This is a genomic window from Polaromonas sp. P1_G2 (genome assembly GCF_056405515.1).
On record NZ_JBFUBY010000198.1, the window covers coordinates 1 to 15,687 of the forward strand.

Annotated in this window: 15 protein-coding genes and 1 pseudogene; 9 read left to right on the plus strand and 7 right to left on the minus strand. The window is 65.2% G+C overall.

Features of this window, described 5'->3' with window-relative positions:
* Positions 1-256: 256 nt before the first annotated feature.
* The 6 genes from AC1D0P_RS18075 to AC1D0P_RS18100 form a co-directional block, all read right to left on the minus strand.
* Positions 257-670: an SRPBCC family protein gene (locus AC1D0P_RS18075; RefSeq protein WP_477678016.1), complete on the minus strand. Its 414-nt coding sequence runs from the start codon at positions 668-670 to the stop codon at positions 257-259.
* A gap of 48 nt (positions 671-718) precedes the next feature.
* On the minus strand, positions 719-1,375 hold the full coding sequence (locus AC1D0P_RS18080) for an SDR family NAD(P)-dependent oxidoreductase (protein ID WP_477678017.1): 657 nt from the start codon (positions 1,373-1,375) through the stop codon (positions 719-721).
* Positions 1,372-2,013 (minus strand): 2-dehydro-3-deoxy-6-phosphogalactonate aldolase, encoded by a 642-nt coding sequence (locus AC1D0P_RS18085; RefSeq protein WP_477678018.1) that lies wholly within the window; start codon positions 2,011-2,013, stop codon positions 1,372-1,374. The genes AC1D0P_RS18080 and AC1D0P_RS18085 overlap by 4 nt, the downstream gene beginning before the upstream one ends.
* Before the next feature lie 26 nt (positions 2,014-2,039).
* Positions 2,040-2,921 carry a 2-dehydro-3-deoxygalactonokinase gene (locus tag AC1D0P_RS18090; protein ID WP_477678019.1) on the minus strand — a complete coding sequence of 294 codons (882 nt, stop codon included), beginning with the start codon at positions 2,919-2,921 and terminating at the stop codon, positions 2,040-2,042.
* Positions 2,918-3,850: a sugar kinase gene (locus AC1D0P_RS18095; protein ID WP_477678020.1), complete on the minus strand. Its 933-nt coding sequence runs from the start codon at positions 3,848-3,850 to the stop codon at positions 2,918-2,920. The genes AC1D0P_RS18090 and AC1D0P_RS18095 overlap by 4 nt, the downstream gene beginning before the upstream one ends.
* Before the next feature lie 136 nt (positions 3,851-3,986).
* A complete protein-coding gene (locus tag AC1D0P_RS18100) occupies positions 3,987-5,726 on the minus strand; it encodes an IlvD/Edd family dehydratase (protein ID WP_477678021.1) in 1,740 nt (579 codons plus the stop codon).
* A gap of 90 nt (positions 5,727-5,816) precedes the next feature.
* Here AC1D0P_RS18100 and AC1D0P_RS18105 point away from each other — a divergent pair, with 90 nt between their 5' ends.
* The 9 genes and pseudogenes from AC1D0P_RS18105 to AC1D0P_RS18145 all read left to right on the plus strand — a co-directional run bounded on the left by AC1D0P_RS18105 (position 5,817) and on the right by AC1D0P_RS18145 (position 13,914).
* Positions 5,817-6,779, plus strand: a complete 963-nt coding sequence (locus AC1D0P_RS18105) for a 2-hydroxyacid dehydrogenase (RefSeq protein ID WP_477678022.1) — start codon at positions 5,817-5,819, stop codon at positions 6,777-6,779.
* 130 nt (positions 6,780-6,909) lie between these two features.
* Positions 6,910-8,286: an ABC transporter substrate-binding protein gene (locus AC1D0P_RS18110; RefSeq protein ID WP_477655218.1), complete on the plus strand. Its 1,377-nt coding sequence runs from the start codon at positions 6,910-6,912 to the stop codon at positions 8,284-8,286.
* A 46-nt stretch (positions 8,287-8,332) separates the two neighbouring features.
* Positions 8,333-8,938, plus strand: a pseudogene (locus AC1D0P_RS18115) (carbohydrate ABC transporter permease); the annotation flags it as partial.
* Positions 8,935-9,786 (plus strand): carbohydrate ABC transporter permease, encoded by an 852-nt coding sequence (locus tag AC1D0P_RS18120; RefSeq protein ID WP_477678023.1) that lies wholly within the window; start codon positions 8,935-8,937, stop codon positions 9,784-9,786. The pseudogene AC1D0P_RS18115 and the gene AC1D0P_RS18120, both read left to right, overlap by 4 nt.
* 18 nt (positions 9,787-9,804) lie before the next feature.
* Positions 9,805-10,875: an ABC transporter ATP-binding protein gene (locus tag AC1D0P_RS18125; protein WP_477678024.1), complete on the plus strand. Its 1,071-nt coding sequence runs from the start codon at positions 9,805-9,807 to the stop codon at positions 10,873-10,875.
* An 8-nt stretch (positions 10,876-10,883) separates the two neighbouring features.
* Positions 10,884-11,651, plus strand: a complete 768-nt coding sequence (locus AC1D0P_RS18130; RefSeq protein ID WP_477678025.1) for an SDR family oxidoreductase — start codon at positions 10,884-10,886, stop codon at positions 11,649-11,651.
* A 36-nt stretch (positions 11,652-11,687) separates the two neighbouring features.
* A complete protein-coding gene (locus AC1D0P_RS18135; RefSeq protein WP_477678026.1) occupies positions 11,688-12,731 on the plus strand; it encodes an L-idonate 5-dehydrogenase in 1,044 nt (347 codons plus the stop codon).
* Between the two features lie 40 nt (positions 12,732-12,771).
* On the plus strand, positions 12,772-13,155 hold the full coding sequence (locus AC1D0P_RS18140; protein ID WP_477678027.1) for a cupin domain-containing protein: 384 nt from the start codon (positions 12,772-12,774) through the stop codon (positions 13,153-13,155).
* Positions 13,156-13,164: 9 nt separating this feature from the next.
* Positions 13,165-13,914 (plus strand): FadR/GntR family transcriptional regulator, encoded by a 750-nt coding sequence (locus AC1D0P_RS18145; RefSeq protein ID WP_436153711.1) that lies wholly within the window; start codon positions 13,165-13,167, stop codon positions 13,912-13,914.
* A gap of 94 nt (positions 13,915-14,008) precedes the next feature.
* Here AC1D0P_RS18145 and AC1D0P_RS18150 read toward each other — a convergent pair.
* Positions 14,009-15,687, minus strand: a 1,679-nt coding sequence (locus AC1D0P_RS18150) for a DEAD/DEAH box helicase (RefSeq protein WP_477678028.1), incomplete at its 5' end; no start/stop codon positions are given.

The window sequence follows — 15,687 nt, forward strand, 5'->3', positions numbered from 1 at the left end:
CGCTTGTTTGAGCCGAAGGCGAGTTTGCGCGAGACCCCGCCGTAGTCGAGCACCGCAGGTTGCCCCGTAGCGAAGCGCAGGGGACCCAGACTGCGGGTCGCCTTTTCTTTGGTGACTTTCTTTTGGCGAAGCAAAAGAAAGTTACTTGCTGCCGGGCAACCCCCGGCCAACCGCCCTCAGCAGAGAGAACTGGAGCGCAAAGGCCGGAACAAGACCGGCCCGAAACTCAACCCAACACCAGCGTATGAAAAAAAGCTTAGCCCGCAGGCTTTTCCAAAGAGCCACCAAGCGCCCGCTGCATGACCGCAGCACCCTGAGTCATCATCGCATCAATGTATTCCCCCAGCGCATCGGGAAGCACATCGGTGATCCAGACAAAACGCGTACGCTTCTCGCCTTCGGCAAACAGCTGCGCCGAAGCCATGTGATGGCTGGCTTTGCCGCCGACCACGGTGTAGCTGAGGCGGTGCATCCCTTCATGGATGCCCACCAGCACCTCATGCGCAACCATGCCGTTGGCAAAGGTCACGGTGCGGCTGCCTTCGCCGGGCTTGCAGTCGACCACAAAGCCTGGCGCCAGGCGCTGGTGCACTGCATTGAAATCACGCAGCGCATCCCATACGCTGCCTATACCCGCATCGACCGTGAATTCCTTGTAGATCGTGGTCATGGTGCCTCCAGTCTGGCTGGCGCCGGAATAGCGCCTTGCCGCTAAAGGCTAGCACCCCAAAAGGACAGAGTCCACCCTGATTAGGGCTTGTTGGCAGGTCCTAAACCGGGACTGTGTAATTGCAATGGTGCCGGGCGCCACCGCGTTGACGCGCACACCCTGGCCGGCCAGCGACAGCGCCATCACGCGCGTGAGCTGGTTGATGCCGCCCTTGCTGACGTTGTAGCTGGCGATCGTGGGAATGGCGAGAACGCCGTTGACCGAGCTCATGTTGACGATGCTGCCCTTGCCGGCGGCCGCCATGGCGCGCGCGACAGCCTGGCCCACCAGGAAGGAACCTTTGAGGTTGATGCGCAGCACGGCGTCGAAGTCGGCTTCGGTCACGTCGAGGAATTCGGCGGCCCTGAAAATGCCGGCGTTGTTGACCAGCACGTCGATGCGGCCGTGCGCGGCCACGGTTTGTGCGACCAGCGCGTCGACCTGGGCCTTGTCGCCCACGTCGCAGTGCACATACAGGCCGCCCAGCTCCGTGGCCAATGCCGTGCCGGGCGCGTCGGCGATGTCGGCAATCACCACGATGGCCTGCTCGCGCGCAAAGCGGCGCGCGCAGGCCTCGCCTATGCCTTGCGCCCCGCCGGTGACGATGCAGACGCGGCCGGCCAGGCCGAAGGAGATAGCAGGCGCTGGCGCCGTGGAAGTGTTCATGCCCGCATGGTACCTGTGTAGGCGCCGATGAAGTTCTTCGCGTTCTCGGCCACCTGGGCCGCCGTGGTGCCGGGTTTGTACAGCGCCGAGCCTATGCCGAAGCCGTTGGCGCCGGCCGCGAGGTAGGCGCCCATGTTGTCCGGCGTGACGCCGCCCACCGGCATCACTGGAGTCTGCTTCGGCAGCACGGCGCGCAGGGCTTTCACCACCGCCGGCGTGATCATCTCGGCCGGGAAAATCTTGAGGCCGGTGGCGCCCGCTTCGAGTGCCCCAAAGGCTTCGCTGGCCGTCATCACGCCGGGCAGGCAGACCATGCCGAGGCGCACGGCCTCGCGCACCACGGCCGGGTTGAAATTGGGCGAGACGATGAGCTGGCCGCCCGCGGCCTGCACATTGCGCACGTCTTCAGGCGTGAGCACGGTGCCCGCGCCTATCAAGGCATCCGGGTAGGCGCTTGCCATCGCGGCGATGCTGTCCAGTGGCTGCGGTGAATTGAGGGGAATCTCGATCAGCGTCCAGCCCGTGGAGACCAGTGCCTGGCCGACCGGCAAAGCTTCGGCCGGTGTGAGCCCGCGAAGGATGGCGACCAGGGGGAGTGTCGTGAGTGCTTTGGAAAATTTTGGGTGTGCGTTGTTCATGGTGTTCTATCGATGGGGTGGCGCGCTCAGCCAAGCGTGTCGGCAATGGCGCGCAGGCCGCGCCAGGTGGCGCCCGCGCCTACGCGCTGGACCGGCACGCCGAGCTGGGCCAGCGCCTGTTCATAGCGGGCCGTGAGCGCCTCCGCGCCCATGACCACCACGGGCTCGCCGCGCGGCAGCGTTTGAGCCTTGAGCTCTTCGCCTATGACCAGGCCCGACAGATAGCTTGGCAGTGCCTCAGTCTTCATCCGGTTGAACAGCGACAGCGTGCGTGTGCTGAAAGCGGTGTTCAGCAGGCCGGGGCCGGCCAGCGCATGGGCCACGCCCTGGTCTAAGGCGGCGGCGTCCAGCGCGGGTTCGTCCTCGGGCAGCATGCGCGCCAGGATGGAGTGGCGGCGCAGCAGCGCATAGAACTCGCCGGTCATCCAGGTCGAGAAATCCGTCACCTTGCGATTGGTTACTGTGGCCCACTTGCTGTGTGTGCCGGGCAGTACCAGGCGGGCATGCTCCAGGCCGAGTAGTTGCAGCGCGCCAAAGATTTGGGTTTCCTCGCCGCGCATCACGTCGGGCACGCCGTTTTTATCAATGCTCAGGCCGGGCACGATAGCGATGCGCCCTGGCTCCACCCATTCGAGCGCGGCGGCAATCGCGCCAAAGCCCGCGGGGCAGGCGCAGTAGGGCGCCTCGCGCCAGCCTTGTTTGCTGCCGGCCATGCCGGAGATCAGGCACAGTGTGCCGGGTGCCATCCAGTCGCCGAAGCAGCTTTCAAAAACATCGGGAAAGCCGCCGGCCTCTACCGTCAGGATGCCGCGCGGGAAAGCGCGTTCTTCGAGTGCCGCGCCATCGGCGTCGAGCAGCGCGCCGCGCAGCGACGAGCTGCCCCAGTCGACCGCGAGCAGGCGGCTCACAGCAAGGCCCTGACCTGTTCGGGCCGCGGCAGAGGCGCCACCGCGCCATAGCCCTGCACCGTGAGGGCCGCGGCCGCATTGGCGTAGCGCGTGGCGTCGAACACCGTGTCGCCCTGGGCGATGCGCGCCAGCAGGTTGCCGCAGAAGCAGTCGCCCGCGCCGGTGGCGTCCACCAGCTTCACGCGATGCACCGGCACACGTTCGCGCCGCGTGCTGTCGCTGACCAGCGCGCCGTCGCCCCCCAGCTTGAGCACCACGGTTTTGGCGCCCAGGGCATGGCCCCAGTCGACCACTTCATCGGGATCCGTCATGCCGTTGAGGGCGGTGATGTCTTCCAGGCTGGGCAGGAAGATGTCGCACAGCGACACCGCATGGCGGGTGCACGCCAGTGCGCGGTCCAGCGGCCAGAGCTTGAGCCGCAGGTTGGAATCAAAGGAGACCAGCGTGCCGGACTCCTTGGCCAGCTTCATCGCGGCAAACGCCGTGTCGCAGGCGCTCGCGGAAATCGCCAGCGAGATGCCCGAGACGTGCAGGACTTTGGCGTGGCGCACGGCATCGGCCGCGCCGGCCTGTTGCAGCCAGGCCGGTGTCATGCGGCTGGCTGCTGAGCCCGCGCGCAGGTAGCTGAACTCGTGCCCCTTGGGGCCGTGGGTGACGAAGTACAGGCCGGTGCTGGCTTCGTTGTCCTGCTGGACGGCGGCCGTGGAGACCTTCTCCGCGGCCCACAAGGCCATCAGCGATTGGCCGAAGGTGTCGCCGCCCAGGCGGGTCAGGTAGGCGGTGCTGGCGCCGGCGCGCGCGGCGGCGATCACGGCATTGCTGGTGTCGCCGCCGAAGCCCTGCAGGTAGTTGGGCTGGCCGGCGGTGGTCTGGTTGAATTCCACCATGGCTTCGCCAAGCGCGACGACATCGAATTTTCTGGCTTGCATTGGGTTTCCTGGCTTCTTGCGGCATCCCGGCGCGGGCTTTTTTCAGGGGAGAAAAACCGGAAAAGCACGCCGCGCCTCAAAACCCCCAATGGTACCCGCGGGCCGGGTGTTGCCCCGTACCCGCGCTGTACCCGGCTCAGTGGTTGTCGCGCGGCACAAAGGAGCCGCGTTTGCCCACCAGGAAATCCAGGTCCACGCCCTCGTCGGCCTGCAGCACGTGGTCGATGTAAAGCTTCCAGTAGCCCGAGGACAGCGGGGGTTCTGGCGCCTTCCAGCCGGCCATGCGCCTGGCCAGTTCCTCGTCGCTTACGTGCAGGTGCAGGCGGCGGTTCGGCACGTCGAGTTCGATGATGTCGCCGTTCTGCACCAGGGCCAGCGGGCCGCCGGCGGCGGCTTCGGGCGCGGTGTGCAGCACCACGGTACCGTAGGCCGTGCCGCTCATGCGCGCATCGCTGATGCGCACCATGTCGGTGATGCCCTTGCGCAGCACCTTGGGCGGCAACGGCATATTGCCGACCTCGGCCATGCCAGGATAGCCCTTGGGCCCGCAGTTCTTCAGCACCATCACGCAGTTCTCGTCGATGTCCAGGTTCTCGTCGTCGATGCGCGCGTGGAAGTCTTCAATGTTCTCAAACACCACGGCCCGGCCCTTGTGCACCATGAGCGCCGGCGTGGCGGCGCTGGGCTTGATGACGGCGCCGCGCGGCGAGAGGTTGCCGCGCAGCACGGCGATGCCGGCCTTGTCCTTGAAGGGCGCGGACAGCGGCTTGATGACCTCGGTGTTGTAGTTCTCCGCGTCGGCGATGTTCTCGCCTATGGTCTTGCCGTTGGCGGTAATGGCGCCGGTGTGCAGGTGCTGCGCGATTTCCTTCATCACCACCGGCAGGCCGCCGGCGTAGCAGAAGTCTTCCATCAGGTATTTGCCCGAGGGCTGCAGGTTGACCAGGCAGGGCAGTTCGCTGGCCAGCCGGTCGAAGTCGTCGACGGTGAGCTTCACGCCGATCCGGCCGGCCATCGCAATCAGGTGGATCACGGCGTTGGTCGATCCACCAATCGCGGCCAGCGTCTTGATGGCGTTCTCGAACGCTTCGCGTGTGAGGATTTTCGACAGCGTGAGGTCTTCGTGCACCATCTCGACGGCGCGGCGGCCGGCCATGCGGGCCAGCACGTTGCGCCTGCCGTCCACCGCGGGGTAGGCGGCGTTGCCCGGCAGGCCTATGCCCAGCGCTTCGACCATRCTGGCCATGGTCGAGGCCGYGCCCATGGTCATGCAGTGGCCGTGGCTACGGTGCATGCAGCTCTCGGCTTCGAAAAAGTCCTGGAGTTTCAAGGTGCCGGCGCGCACCTGCTCGCTCATGCTCCAGACGCCGGTGCCCGATCCCAGCTCCTGGCCGCGCCATTTGCCGCTCAGCATGGGCCCGCCGCTGACGCCCACTGTCGGGAGGTCGACGCTGGCCGCGCCCATCACCAGCGAGGGTGTGGTCTTGTCGCAGCCCATCAGCAGTACCACACCGTCAATGGGGTTGCCGCGTATGCTTTCTTCAACGTCCATGCTGGCCAGGTTGCGGTACAGCATGGCGGTGGGACGCAGCAGGGTTTCGCCCAGCGACATCACCGGGAATTCCAGGGGGAAGCCGCCGGCCTCATAGACGCCGATCTTGACCTGTTCGGCGATCGTGCGGAAATGCGAGTTGCAGGGCGTCAGTTCGCTGAAGGTATTGCAGATGCCGATGACCGGCCGGCCGTCGAACTGGTCGTGCGGGACGCCCTTGCCCTTGACCCAACTGCGGTAGGCAAAGCCGTCGCGGTCCTGGCGGCCGAACCATTGCTGGCTACGGAGTTCGTGGGCGGGTTTTTTCTTGGGTGGTGTGCTCATGCGGGAAAGTCCTTAATTCGTCAAACATATTATCGTCATACCATTGGCTCCGCTATCTTAGTGAAAACCATGACCGCAGGAGCCCGCCCTTTGTCCGCCCCGTCCAACCGCCCGCACATCCTCACCGTCGCCAAGCTTCCGCCCTTCCTGATGGAGCCGCTGCAGGCGGCTTATGAAGTCCATGACAGGCTGCATGAAAGCGACCCGGCGGCTTTCGCCAGGGTGGCGCCGCTGATCCGCGCGGTGGCCGGGGGCGGGGAGTCCAAGGTGCCGCGTTCCCTGAWGGAACAACTGCCCGCGCTGGAGATGGTTTCCATCATGGGCGTGGGTTACGACGGCGTGGACGTCGCCGCCGCGCTGGAAAAACGCATTCCGGTCACGCACACGCCCGGTGTGCTCAACGACGAGGTGGCGGACCTGGCCATAGGCCTCATGCTGTCGGTGGCTCGCCGCATTCCGCTGGCCGACCGTTATGTGCGCGCCGGCCGCTGGGCCAAAGAGGGGGCCATGCCCCTGGCGCGCAAGGTCTCGGGCGCACGCCTGGGCATCGTCGGCCTGGGCCGCATAGGCCAGGCCATCGCGAGCCGGGCCGAAGCCTTCGGCATGTCGATTGCCTACACCGGGCGCGGCGCCAAATCGGAACTCGCTTACACCTTTTACCCCACGGCACAGGCACTGGCCGCGCAGGTGGATTTCCTGATCGTGATCACGCCCGGCGGCGCCGGAACGCGCCACATGATCAACGCCGAAGTGCTCAAAGCCCTGGGCCCCGAGGGTTACCTGATCAACGTGGCGCGCGGCTCGGTGGTCGACGAGGCGGCCCTGGTTGACGCCCTGCAGCAAGGCGTGATCGCCGGCGCGGCGCTCGATGTGTTCGAGAAAGAACCGCACCCCAACGAGGCGCTCTGGTCCATGGACAACGTGGTGTTGACGCCGCACATGGCCAGCGCCACGGTGCAGACGCGCCACGCCATGGCGAAGCTGGCCGTCGACAACCTGCGCGCCCATTTTGCCGGGCAAGCCCTCTTTACCCCGGTGCCGGAATGGCATTGAATCAGGGGCGGAATGCTTCGGGTTTTCCATAGAAGACTCGGGGTTTAATCATCATATGATAACAATGCGTCAACGAACCCTTCCGAGTTTTTTGCCGTTCAACAACCCACCCGCAGAGGAGACAAATCCAATGAGACTCAAGACAATTCTGGCCGCCGCGATGGTCGCGGCCGGCCTCATCACGGCGGGGCAGGCCGCCGCCCAGGAAAAGCTCACCGTCTGGTGGGTCAAGGGCTTTTACAAAGCCGAGGACGACGCGCTGTTCGCCGCGATCAAGAAGTACGAGGAAAAACACAAGGGCGTGAAGGTCGAGCTCTCGCAGTACCCCGTGCAGGACATGATCCCGAAAACCGTCGCGGCCCTCGACTCCGGCAGCCCGCCCGACGTGGCCTATGCCGACGTTTATGACTTCCAGGTCGCCGGCAAGTGGGCCTTCGACGGCAAGCTTGAAGACATCAGCAGCGTGATCAACCCCATGCGCGCGCGTTTCGCGCCCAACACGGTGGAGACCGCCTTCCTCTACAACGACGTCACCAAGACGCGCGCCTATTACGCCTTCCCGATGAAGCAGCAGACCATGCACATCGAGTACTGGGTGGACATGCTCAACGAGGCCGGCTTCAAGGAATCCGACATTCCCACGGCCTGGAAAGACTACTGGTCTTTCTGGTGCGACAAGGTGCAGCCCGCCCATCGCCAGAAAACCGGCAACCGCACTTTCGGCATCGGCCAGCCACTGGGCGTCGATTCGAGCGACTCGTTTTATTCCTTCTTGACCTTCATGGACGCCTACAACGTGAACCTGGTCAGTGACAGCGGCAAGCTGCTGGTCGACGATCCCAAGGTCCGCGCCGGCCTGATCGGTGCGCTGACGGATTACACCCAGCCTTACGCCAAGGGCTGCACGCCGCCGTCGTCCACCAGCTGGAAAGACCCGGACAACAATGTCGCTTTCCACAACAAGACCACCATCCTGACCCATAACGCCACGATTTCGATCGCCGCGAAATGGCTGGACGACATGAACAACGCCTCGCTCAAACCGGAAGAGCGCGAGACCGCGAAGAAGAACTACACCGAGCGCATCCGCACGGCGGGCTTCCCGAACAAGCCCGACGGCAGCAAGATGGTCTACCGCGCCGCCGTCAAGGTGGGTGTGGTGTTCAACCAGGCCAAGAACAAGGCCCGCGCCAAGGAGTTCGTTTCCTTCCTGATGCAGGAAGAAAACCTCACGCCTTACGTGGAGGGCTCGCTGGGCCGCTGGTTCCCGGTGACCAAGACCGCGCAGCAGCGTCCGTTCTGGAAGGCCGATGCGCACCGCCTGTCGGTCTACAACCAGTTCACCGCCGGAACCGTCAACTTCGAGTTCACCAAGAACTACAAGTTCACCATCCTGAACAACGAGAACGTCTGGGCCAAGGCGGCCAACCGCGTGATCAATGAAAAGGTGCCGGTGGACAAGGCCGTTGACGAAATGATCGCCCGCATCAAGACCGTGGCGAACTAAACGGTATCGACTGAAGAAAGCCGCGCCGCCTGCCCGGGATCCCGGGGCCTTGTTCCTGTCGGGATTTTTCCTGAACACGCGCTGGTGGATCAAGGCGCTGTCGGTGATTTTTATCCTGCCCTGGGCGGTGCCTTCCATCCCGACCATTTTGTCGATGCGCTTCATGCTCAACCCCGAGTGGGGCGTCATCAACACCCTGATTTTCAAGTTGACGGGCATAGACGGGCCGAACTGGCTTAATGACCCGACGCTGGCCCTGTCCTTCTCCATGCTGGCCCACATCTGGAAGTCCTTGCCGTTCTGGACGCTGATCCTGCTGGCCGGCCGCATGGCCATACCGGCCGAGCAATACGAGGCCGCGTCGGTGGACGGCGCCACGATCTGGCAGAAATTTCGCTTCATCACCTGGCCGTCGATGCGTTCGCTGTATCTGACCTCGACCATCCTGTCGATGATCTGGACGCTGGGCGACTTCAACAGCGTCTACCTGCTCACGGGCGGCGGGCCGGCCGACCTCACGCACGTGCTGGCCACGCTGGGCATCCGTTACCTGCGGCTGGACCAGGTCGATTTGTCCCTGGCCTCCATCGTCGTGGCCCTGCCCCTGGTGCTGCCGCTGGTGTATTTCATGATGAAAAGGTTGTCCAAATGAGCCGCGTCACACTGCGTACCGTAAGCCGGGAGGCCAGGCTGCTGCTGATCGGCATCCCGGTCCTGCTGTGGACGCTGATCCCGATCTACCACATGGTGCTGTTCGCGATCTCGCCCCGCAACGAAGCCACGACCGGGCGGCTCTGGCCCAAAAAGCCCACGCTGGACAACTTCGAGACGGTGTTCTGGCAAAAGCATTTCTACCTCGACCATTTCTGGGAACAACTGGGCAACTCGCTGGTGATCGCGATTTCGGTGGGTGTGCTGACGCTGGTGGTCTCGACAACCGCGGCCTTTGCCATCAGCCGCCTCAAGGTGCGCGGCGGCCGCACGGTGATGAACATGGCGCTCTTCACCTACTTCATCCCCGCCGCCTTCCTGGCCGTTCCCATGTACAAGACCATGGGCAACTACGGCTTGCTAAACCACCAGTGGTCGCTGATCCTGGCCATGGTGACCATCGCCTCGCCGTACTGCATCTGGGTGCTCAAGCAGGCTTCCGACAAACTGCCTTACGAACTCGACGAAGCGGCCAAGATGGACGGCGCCACGGCCATGCAGCTGTTCCGGCTGGTCTACCTGCCGCTCATGGTTCCCTCGCTTGTGGCGGTCGGCACCTATGCGCTGCTGCTGGCCTGGAATGAATACCTCTACGCCTTCCTGCTGCTGTCCAGGGACACCAGCGTGACCTTGGCGGTGGCCCTGGGCAACTTCCTCGCGGCCGACGACTCGCCGTGGGAACTGCTGATGGCCACGGGCCTGATTTACGCGCTGCCTCCGGCGGCTATCTATTACACATTCAAGCGCTACATGGTGTCAGGCCTGACTGCCGGCGCCGTGAAAAGCTGACCCCGGGAAATACCAAAAATGGCATCTGTATCGTTTCGCAATATTGAAAAGGCCTTCGGCAAGGTCAAGATCATTCACGGCATCAGCTTCGACATCTCCGACGGCGAATTCGTTGTGTTGGTGGGACCGTCGGGCTGCGGCAAATCCACGCTGCTGCGCATGCTGGCCGGCCTTGAGGAAATCAGCGGCGGCGAAATGTCGATTGACGGCAAGGTCATCAACGAGCTCGACTCCAAGGACCGCGACATCGCYATGGTGTTCCAGAGCTACGCCCTGTATCCGCACATGACGGTGCGCGACAACATGGCCTTCAGCCTGAAGCTGCGCAAGGCTGATGCCGAGCTCACCAACAAACGCGTCGGCGACGCCGCCCGCATCCTGAACCTGGACCCGCTGCTGGACCGCTTCCCGCGCGAATTGTCGGGCGGGCAGCGCCAGCGCGTGGCCATGGGGCGGGCCATCGTGCGCGACCCCAAGGTCTTCCTGTTCGACGAGCCCTTGTCCAACCTGGACGCCAAGCTGCGCGTGGCCATGCGCGCCGAGATCAAGGCCTTGCACCAGCGCCTGAAAACCACCACGGTTTACGTCACGCATGACCAGATCGAAGCCATGACCATGGCCGACCGCATCGTGGTGATGMATGMCGGCMKCRTCGAGCAGATCGGCACGCCGCTSGAGCTGTTCGACCGCCCTGGCAACCTGTTCGTCGCGCAATTCATCGGCTCGCCCGCCATGAACGTCTTCAAGGGCGTTCTGCGCAAGGAAGGCGGCCGGGCCTGGGTCGAAGCCCAGGGCCACCAGTGGCCCATAGGCGCGATCGCGCAGGCGCAGGACGGGCAACCGGTGCACTACGGCGTGCGGCCCGGCGACCTGTCGTTGTCCGCGACGGGGCAGGGTATACCGGCCAAGGTCATCGTGGTGGAGCCCACCGGCGCCGAGACCGAACTGCTGCTCGACGTGAACGGCGCCAAAGTCATTCTGGTGATGCACGGCCGCACGGCGGTGCGCCCCGACGAGATCGTGCACCTCGAAATCGCGGCCGGCAAAACCCATGTGTTTGACGACGCCAGCGGCGCCCGGCTGGACTGAGCYAGCCCATGGTCGTGAACACTTTCAGGCTTGACGGGCGCCTGGCGCTGGTCACCGGCTCTTCGGCCGGCATCGGCCTGGCGCTCGCGCGCGGCCTGGGGCAGGCCGGTGCCCGCCTGGTGCTCAACGGCCGCGACAGCGCCAGGCTGGCGCAGGCCGCCAGTGTGTTGCGCGATGAAGGCCTGGAGGTCCACACCAGCGGCTTCGACGTGACCCAGGCCGGTGCGGTGCAGGCGGCTGTGGACGACATTGAAGCGACCCTGGGCGGCATCGACATCCTCGTCAACAACGCCGGCATGCAAAAGCGCATGGCCTTGCAGGATTTCCCGGCCCAGGACTGGCATGAGCTGATGCGCACCAATGTCGACAGCGTCTTTTTTGTCGGCCAGGCGGTCGCCCGGAAAATGATAGGGCGCGGCAAGGGCAAGATCATCAACATCTGCTCGGTGCAGAGCGAGCTGGGGCGTCCCAACATCGCGCCCTATATGGCCAGCAAGGGCGCGGTGAAGATGCTGACCAAGGGCATGGCGATCGACTGGGGGCCTTACGGCATCCAGGTCAACGGGCTGGGCCCAGGCTACTTCAAGACCGAGCTTACCGAAAAACTGGTGGCCGACGAACAGTTCAGCGCCTGGCTCACGGGACGCACACCCAGCAGGCGCTGGGGCGAGGTGGCCGAGCTGGCCGGCGCGGCCGTGTTCCTGGCCAGCGATGCCTCCAGTTTTGTCAACGGCCATGTTTTGTATGTCGACGGCGGAGTGACGGCGACGCTGTGAAGCCGCCGCCGCCCGCGCAACCAGGGAGAAAACATCATGCGTGGACTTGTCTGTCATGCGCCCCTAGACCTGCGCCTTGACGCACTGGATGCCGAACACCTCGGTCCGCAGCAGCTGCGTGTGCGGGTGGCTTTCGGCGGGATTTGCGGTTCCGACCTGCACTACTTCCAGCACGGCGGTTTCGGCACCGTGCGCATCAAGGAGCCCATGGTGCTGGGCCACGAGGTGTCGGGCGTGGTCGAGGCCGTGGGCAGCGAGGTCAGCGGCCTGCGCGCCGGCCAGCGCATCGCGATTTCGCCCTCGCGGCCCTGCGGTGCCTGCCGCTTCTGCCAGCAAGGCCTGCACAACCACTGCATGGACATGCGCTTTTACGGCAGCGCGATGCGTTTCCCGCACATCCAGGGCGCTTTCCGCGAAACCCTGGTCATCGAGGCCGCCCAGGCGCATCTCGTGGCCGACGACCTGCCTTTGTCCGAGGCCGCGCTGGCCGAGCCCCTGTCGGTGGGCCTGCACGCCATTTCGAGGGCCGGCTCGGTGTTCGGCAAGCAGGTGCTGGTGACCGGCTGCGGCCCCATAGGCGCCTTGCTGATCGCCGGCCTGCGCCGCGCGGGCGCGGCCCGCATCGTCGCGGCCGACATCGCCGAGCTTCCCCTGGCCTGCGCCAAAAAAATGGGCGCGGACCAGACCATCAACCTGGCCCAGGAACCGGACGGCCTGGCGGCCTTTGCCGCCGGCAAGGGCCAGTTCGACGTGATGTTCGAGGCCTCGGGCAATGAGAAAGCCCTGGTGGCGGGGCTGGACGTGGTGGCGCCGCGCGGCGTCATCGTGACAGTGGGCCTGGGCGGCAACGTCTCCCTGCCGCTCAATACCCTGGTCGCCAAGGAGCTGGAGTTGCGCGGCACCTTCCGCTTTCATCCTGAATTCGCCGTCGCGGTGGCCTTCCTGAATCAGCGGCTCATCGACGGGCGGCCCGTCATCACCGACATCGTCGCTTTCGACCAGGCCACGCATGCCTTTACACTCGCCGGCGACAAACGCCAATCCATGAAAGTGCAAATCGCCTTTGGCGGCGAAACCTGATGGGGTGTCTGCTTTTTATATCCATTCACCGGAGTCCCTTGTGACCGTTTTCTCCAAAGTCATTCTCTACACCGATACCGACGGCCGGGCCAAATTCCGGGAAGAGGCCATACCGCTGGGCGAAGGCTCGCCGCAGGCCATGCTGTCCGAATTGTTCGCCTCGGGCGGCTACCAGCTGCGCCACAGCCCGCTGGGTTTTCGCAGCCAGTTCCATTGCACGCCGAACCCGCAGTGGGTGTTCATCCTGGGCGGCGAGATGGAAATCGGATTGCAGGGAGACGTCTCCCGCGTGTTCAAGCCGGGCCAGCATTTCTATTCCGCCGACGTGCTGCCGGCCGGCGCCACTTTTGACCCGGCACTGCACGGCCACTGGAGCCGCCAGGTCGGGCCGGACCCGCTGGTCACGCTGTTTGTGCGGGGTTAAGGCGACACCATGGCCACCATGAAAAACGTCCACGGCAACACGGTTGACCATATCGGGGAAGCCATCGTCGCGGGGCGTTATACCGCCGGCATGTCCATGCCGCCGGAGCCGGTGCTCTGCGAGGAACTGGGCGTGAGCCGCACGGTGGTGCGCGAAGCGGTCAAGTCGCTGATCGCCAAGGGCCTGGTCACCACCGGGCCCAAAGTGGGCACTCGCGTGCTGACCGAGGAGCACTGGAACTGGTTTGACCCCGACGTCATCGCCTGGAAGGCCAAGGCCGGCATTACGCCCGAATTTTTACGCGACCTGCTGGAGCTGCGGCGCCTGGTGGAGCCTGCCGCCGTGCGCATGGCCGCCGAGCGCGCCACCGCGGAAGAAATCGCCGGGATCGAGGATGCCTATGCGGGCATGAAGCGCGCCGTGGAAGGCGGCGGCGACTACGTCACCTACGACCTGCGTTTTCACCAGGGCCTGCTGCGTGCCGCGCACAACCGCATGCTGGTCCAGATGAGCAAGGCGCTCAGCGCCTTGCTGCGCACCAGTTTTGAAATCTCCACTGTCCGCAAGGATGGGCCCAAGCGCTCGCTGCCGCTGCACCGGGCGGTGCTCGATGCGGTGATCGCGCGCAACCCGGCCAAGGCCGAAAAAGCGATTCTGGTGCTGATTGACGGCGCGCACGAGGATATCGAGCTGGTGCTCGGCTCGCGCCGCCGTTTGCCTAAACTGAGTAACCCGGCCAAGCAGCTGAAAGCAGCTTGAGCCTGAGGTGCGGGCTTGGGCTTTTTTACAGCCTTATGCCGCGCCGTACAGGTGCATGGCGGCGCCCACGCAGTGGATCGCCGCCAGGTAGCGCTTAGCGGCCGGTAAACGAGCCGGGACCGCCGGGCCGGCGAGGCCCGTTGCCCCGGCCGCCACCACCACCACCACCGCCACCGCCACCGCCACCGCCACCGCCACCGGAGCGGTTGCCGCCCCGGTAGTTGCCGCGGTTACCGCCCGTGGGCTGGCCGGACGACGGGAAACCCGAGGAGGCGTGGCTGGCGGGTTGCTGGTTGTCGAAGTCGTTGCGCGGCTCCCTCGGCTCGCTGCGCGGTGCGCGCGGCTGCTGGTCGTCGCGCGGCGGGCGCTGTGCCTGCTGGCGTGGCGGCTGGCCGTTCTGTGAATAGCCCGAAGCCTGGCGTGGCTGGCCGGGATTGGGTGTACGGGGACCGCGGCCGCTGCCGCCGCCATTGCCGCCACCGGCGGGGCCGCGTCCGCGCGCGCCGCCATTGCCACCACCATTACCGCCGCCTGCGCCACGCGCGGGCTGTGCGCCTTTGGTGTCGCGGATGCGCTGCATCATCTCGGTGCGGGCGGCCTTGGCCGCTGCCTGCATCACGTCACGGCTTGGCGGCTTGCCCAGGCCGCCCCAGATGGTCTGGCGGCCCATGGCCAGCGGCTCGGCGCGTTCGTCGGGCTCGGCTTCAAAGCCGGGGACCAGGACTTTTTCGATGTTCTGCTTGGTGAAGCGCTCGATGTCCTGCATGAAGCCTTCTTCATCGAGGCACACCAGGCTGACGGCTTCGCCGCTGTTGCCGGCGCGGCCSGTGCGGCCGATGCGGTGAACGTAGTCTTCGCTGACGTTCGGGATTTCGTAGTTCACCACGTGCGGCAACTCGTCGATGTCGATGCCACGGGCGGCGATGTCGGTGGCCACCAGGGCGCGGATCGTGCCGCTCTTGAAATCGGCCAGGGCCTGGGTGCGGGCGGTCTGGCTCTTGTTGCCGTGCAGCGCCATCGCGGGGATGCCGTTTTTGGTCAGGTGCTCGGCCACGTTGTTGGCGCCGAACTTGGTGCGGGTAAACACCAGCACCTGGCTCCAGTTGTGCTCATTGATGATGTGGGTCAGCAGCGCTTTTTTCTTGCTGCGGCCGACGGGGTGGATGGTCTGCGTGATGCGCTGCACCGTGGTGTTGCGCGGCGTGACCTGGATGGATTCGGGGTTCTTGAGCAGGCCGTTGGCCAGCTCGCGGATCTCGTCGCTGAAGGTCGCGCTGAACAGCAGCGACTGCTTCTGCTTGGGCACCAGGGCCAGCACTTTCTTGATGTCGTGGATGAAGCCCATGTCCAGCATGCGGTCGGCTTCGTCGAGCACCAGGATCTGCACCTGGCTCAGGTCCAGCGTGCCCTGGCTCGCGTGGTCCAGCAGGCGGCCGGGAGTGGCGACCAGGATGTCGACGCCGCGGCGCAGTTTTTCAATCTGGGCGCCCATGCCGACGCCGCCGAACATCACCATGGAGGTGAGGTCGGTGTATTTGCCGTAGGTGCGCACGCTTTCTTCGACCTGGGCCGCGAGTTCGCGGGTCGGGGTCATGATCAGGGCCCGCACGGCATTGACGCCGCGGCGGTTGGTCAGGCGCGCTTCGGTGGACAGGCGCTGCAGCAGGGGGAGGGTGAAGGCCGCGGTCTTGCCGGTGCCGGTCTGGGCGCCGCCCAGCAGGTCCACGCCCTTGAGCACGGCGGGGATGGCCTGGGCCTGGATGGGGGTTGGGG